Source organism: Sulfitobacter sp. HI0129 (assembly GCF_001635395.1).
In the GTDB taxonomy this organism is placed as follows: domain Bacteria; phylum Pseudomonadota; class Alphaproteobacteria; order Rhodobacterales; family Rhodobacteraceae; genus Sulfitobacter.
Genome location: NZ_LWGH01000552.1, coordinates 1 through 4,933 on the forward strand (window position 1 = coordinate 1; position 4,933 = coordinate 4,933).

At 65.6% G+C, this 4,933-nt stretch carries 3 protein-coding genes; 2 read left to right on the forward strand and 1 reads right to left on the reverse strand.

Annotated elements, in window-relative coordinates:
- Positions 1 to 140: 140 nt before the first annotated feature.
- Positions 141 to 2,387: a phosphoenolpyruvate--protein phosphotransferase gene (gene ptsP / locus A3764_RS14910; protein ID WP_067921067.1), complete on the forward strand. Its 2,247-nt coding sequence runs from the start codon at positions 141 to 143 to the stop codon at positions 2,385 to 2,387.
- Positions 2,388 to 2,456: 69 nt separating this feature from the next.
- Here ptsP and A3764_RS14915 read toward each other — a convergent pair whose 3' ends face one another.
- Positions 2,457 to 3,368 carry a hydrogen peroxide-inducible genes activator gene (locus tag A3764_RS14915; RefSeq protein ID WP_067921070.1) on the reverse strand — a complete coding sequence of 304 codons (912 nt, stop codon included), beginning with the start codon at positions 3,366 to 3,368 and terminating at the stop codon, positions 2,457 to 2,459.
- Between the two features lie 184 nt (positions 3,369 to 3,552).
- Here A3764_RS14915 and A3764_RS14920 point away from each other — a divergent pair.
- A partial coding sequence (locus tag A3764_RS14920) for a peroxidase family protein (protein ID WP_330220530.1) occupies positions 3,553 to 4,933 on the forward strand: 1,381 nt, incomplete at its 3' end.

Below are 4,933 nucleotides of genomic sequence, written 5' to 3' on the forward strand. Positions count from 1 at the left end.
CGGTGGGGCGCGCTGCACGAATCCCGGGCAGATCCGCCTGCAGAGAGGGGCTTCGCTACCCGCTGGGGGTGAATGACGTTTCTATCCTTGCGTGAGTGCGGTACAGGGAAGCAACGACCGGGCAAATGGGATGAGTTGCGATGGCCGATGGGATGGAAACCGAAAGCCGGAAGTTGCTGGGCCGGTTGCGCGACGCCATGGCGAGCGATGACGCCGGGCAGGCGCGGCTGGACAAGATCACCCATCTGATCGCAAGCTCGATGGGCTGCGAGGTCTGTTCCATCTACCTTTTCCGCGATGAGGATACGCTCGAACTCTGCGCGACGGAGGGTCTGAAGGCGGACGCGGTCCATCAGACGCGGATGAAGCTGGGCGAGGGCCTCGTCGGCAAGGTCGCCAAGAAACGCACCGTGGTGAACACGCCCGATGCCCCCCATGCGCCGGGGTTTCGATTCATGCCCGAAACCGGCGAAGAGATTTATTCCAGCTTCCTCGGCGTGCCGATCCAGCGGCTGGGGGCGACGCTGGGCGTGCTGGTCGTGCAGTCGCGGACGGCGCGGGAATTCTCGGCCGATGAAACCTATGCGCTGGAAGTCGTGGCCATGGTGCTGGCGGAGATGGCCGAGCTTGGCGCCTTCGTGGGCGAGGGTGCTGCCATGTCGGCCCGGCACCAGCATTCGATGCTGCTGCGCGGCACCGTGGGGCAGGAGGGCGTGGCCGAGGGGCACGTCTGGCTGCATGAGCCGCGCGTCGTCGTCTCCAACGTCATTGCCGACGATCCGGAACGCGAATGCGAGCGGCTGGGCGAGGCGGTGGATCAGCTTCGCGTGGGGGTGGACGAAATGCTCACCATGACCACCGACAAGGAACAGCAGCAGGTGCTGGAAGCCTACCGCATGTTCGCCACCTCGAAAGGCTGGATGCGCCGGATGGAGGAAGACATCCGCAGCGGTCTTTCCGCCGAGGCGGCGGTGGAAAAGCAGCAATCCATGGCGCGCGCCCGGCTGGGGCAGGTGCCAGACGCCTATCTGCGCGACCGGCTGTCGGACCTTGACGATCTGTCCAACCGGCTGCTGCGCATCCTGACCGGGCAGGGCAGCGACACGGGCGCTGAGATGCCCGCCGATCCGATCCTTGTGGCGCGCAACATCGGCCCCGGAGAACTGCTGGAATATGGCCGGTCCCTGCGGGGCATCGTGCTGGAGGGCGGATCGGTCGGCAGCCATGCCGCCGTGGTGGCGCGGGCGCTGGCGATTCCGCTGATCGTGAACGCGGGGCGCATCACCGAGGAGGCGCTGAACGGCGACCACATCATGGTGGACGGCGAGCAGGGTGTCGTGCATCTGCGGCCCGACGACAACGTGGCCTCGGCCTTCCGCGACAAGATCGCCATGCTGGCCGCCGCGCAGGAACGCTATTCCTCGATCCGGGACAAGCCTGCCGAAACCCGTTGCGGCACCGTCATCGGGCTGCATATGAACGCGGGCCTGATGGCGGACCTGCCGTCGCTGGTCAGTTCGGGGGCCGAAGGGGTGGGGTTGTTCCGGACCGAGCTTCAGTTTCTGGTGCGCAACCAGATGCCCAAGCGCACGGAGCTTGCGGCCCTATATGCCCGGGTGCTGGATGCCGCGCAGGAAAAGCGCGTGGTGTTCCGCACGCTCGATATCGGGTCGGACAAGGTGCTGCCCTATATGAAGCCCAACGAGGAGCCGAACCCGGCGCTGGGCTGGCGCGCGATCCGGGTGGGGCTGGACAAGCCCGGTGTCATGCGGATGCAGTTGCAGGCACTGATCCGGGCCGCGAACGGGCGCCCGCTGACGGTCATGTTCCCCTTTGTCGCCCAGTTCGAGGAATACCGCGCCGCCCGCGCGGAGATGGACAAGACACTGGCCCGGGAGGCGCGGCTCGGCCATGTGCTGCCATCGAAGATCGAGGTGGGGGCGATGCTGGAAACCCCCAGCCTTGCCTTTGCGCCGCGCCAGTTCTTCGAGCAGGTGGAGTTCCTGTCGATCGGGGGCAATGACCTCAAGCAGTTCTTCTTTGCCGCCGACCGCGAGAACGAGCGGGTGCGCAAGCGCTACGATTCGCTCAACATCAGCTTCCTGACCTTTCTGGAGCGGATCGTGGAGCGCTGCCGGGAGACGAATACCCAGCTGTCCTTCTGTGGCGAGGACGCGGGCCGCCCGGTGGAGGCGCTGTGTTTCGCCGCCATTGGGCTGCGCACGCTGTCCATGCGCCCGGCCTCCATCGGGCCGGTCAAGAGCCTGCTGCGCCGCTGCGATCTGGGCGAGGTGCGCGAGGTGATCGACCGCGCCCGCGAGGATGGCGAGATGTCGGTGCGCGGCGCGGTGATGGACTATGTGCGCACGGTGCATCAATCCCCCTGAACGCCTGCCGCGCGCCCCGGGCGGGCGTCGGTTTTTCGAGTATTTTCAAAAGGGTGAAGGGGCGGTGTGCTAGGGGGCAAGCCGGGCCGCGCGGCTTTGGGTGGCTGCGCGGACCACTTGGGCGAGTTCCGCGAGCCGGGGATGCAGCGGGTTGCTGCGTCGCCAGACCATGCCGATGGTGCGCTGGGGTTCCGGCGCGGCCAGCCGGCTGACGGCGACATCGGCGGAGCGGGTTTCGATCTCTACCGCCATTTCGGGAATCAGCGTGACGCCGAAGCCCACGCCCACCATCTGCACCAGCGTCGACAGGGTGCTACCGTCCAGCCATTCGCGAGGCAGGGCGGGACTCATGTTGCAGAAGGACAGGGCCTGATCGCGGAAGCAGTGGCCTTCCTCCAGCAGCAGGAGGCGCATTTCGCGCAGCCGTTCGCGGCCCGGCACGGGTTTGTCGGCATCCGCCGCCGGGCGGACCAGCACGAAGGATTCCGAAAAGAGCGGCACCTCCGTCAGGGTGGGTTCGGACACCGGAAGCGCCACGATGGCCGCGTCGAGCCCGCCTTGAGACAATTCCTCGATCAGGCCGGAGGTCTGGGTCTCGCGCACCTGAAGCGCCACCGCCGGGTATTGCGCGGTGATGCGGGTGATGACGCGGGGCAGCAGATAGGGGGCCACCGTGGGAATCACGCCGAGGCGCAGCCGCCCGGCCAGACGGTCCTGCATGGTGCGCGAAAGGTCGTCGAGTTCATCCGCCGCGCGCAGGATTTCCCGCGCGCGGGGGGCGAAGGTTTCCCCGAAGGTGGTGAGCTGCACCTTTTTGGCGCTGCGATCGAAGAGAAGTGTGCCCAGCGATTGTTCCAGTTCCTTGATCTGGACGGAAAGCGCGGGCTGGGAAATGGCGCAGGCATCCGCCGCCCGCCCGAAGTGCCCGTGCCGGGCCAGCGCGTCGAAATATTTCAACTGTCGGAGGGTGAAGTTCGCCATATGGTATGGTTATCGGACCTATTAGTATTTTCAACTTAAACTTATCGGTCCGATTTGTTAAGTGACCTTAGGAACGCGCCGGTTCCGGCCTGCCGAAGGGCCGCCGGGATGGCCTGCCGTACCGGCCCCGTTCGGGGCCTGACGGATGGCACGGCGCACTGACAAACAATAACAGGAGAGTATCATGGACGGTAACGATACAGGCGGCAAATGCCCCGTTGTGGGCGGCTTTCCCGCACATACCAAGCACGGGGTCCGGTCGAACCGTGACTGGTGGCCCAACCAGCTGAACCTCAAGATCCTTCACCAGAACACGAAGGAATCGAATCCCCTGCCGGAGGATTTCAACTACGCCGAGGAATTCGAGAAGCTGGACCTTGAGGCCCTGAAGAAGGACGTCATGGACCTGATGACCGATTCGCAGGACTGGTGGCCCGCGGACTGGGGGCACTACGGGCCCTTCTTCATCCGCATGGCGTGGCACAGCGCCGGCACCTACCGTACCGCGGACGGGCGCGGCGGCTCGACCTCGGGCACGCAGCGTTTCGCGCCGCTCAACAGCTGGCCGGACAACGGCAACCTCGACAAGGCGCGGCGTCTGCTGTGGCCGATCAAGCAGAAGTACGGCAACCAGATCTCCTGGGCCGACCTGATGATCTTTACCGGTAACTGCGCGCTGGAATCCATGGGGTTCGAGACCTTCGGCTTTGCCGGCGGGCGCGAGGACATCTTCGAGCCGGAGGACGACATCTACTGGGGGTCCGAAGACACCTGGCTGACCTCCAGCCGCTATAGCGGCGACCGTGAGCTGGAAAACCCGCTGGCCGCCGTTCAGATGGGCCTGATCTACGTGAACCCCGAAGGACCGGACAGCAACCCCGATCCGCTGGCATCGGCCCGCGATATCCGCGACACCTTTGGCCGCATGGCGATGAACGACGAGGAAACCGTCGCGCTGGTGGCGGGTGGTCATACCTTCGGCAAGTGCCACGGTGCGGGCGATCCGGAGCTGATGGGCCCCGAGCCCGAAGGTGCGACGATCGAGGATCAGGGCTTTGGCTGGATCAGCAAGTTCGAATCCGGCAAGGGCATCCACACGATCACCAGCGGGCTGGAAGGCGCATGGACGCCCACGCCGACCCAGTGGGACATGACCTATTTCGACATGATGTTCGATTACGAATGGGAACTGACCAAGAGCCCCGCGGGCGCATGGCAGTGGGAGCCGAAGGATCCCGAGGCCAAGACCCTGGTACCGGACGCGCATGACCCCGAAAAGCGCAACCCGCCGATGATGTCGACTGCGGACCTCGCGCTCAAGGTCGATCCGATCTACGAGCCCATCGCGCGGCGGTTCCACAAGAACCCCGAGGAATTCGCCGATGCCTTTGCACGCGCGTGGTTCAAGCTGACGCACCGCGACATGGGGCCGGTGTCGCGCTACCTCGGCCCCTGGGTGCCGCAGGAGACGCTGATCTGGCAGGATCCGGTACCGGCCGTGGATCACGAGTTGATAGACGCGGAGGACGCGCGCGCGCTGAAGGCCAAGGTGCTGGAAACCGGGC

Coding starts and splice junctions, on each gene's coding strand:
- ptsP (WP_067921067.1), top strand. CDS start 141: ATGGCCGATGGGATGGAAACCGAAAGCCGGAAGTTGCTGGGCCGGTTG.
- A3764_RS14915 (WP_067921070.1), bottom strand. CDS start 3,368: ATGGCGAACTTCACCCTCCGACAGTTGAAATATTTCGACGCGCTGGCC.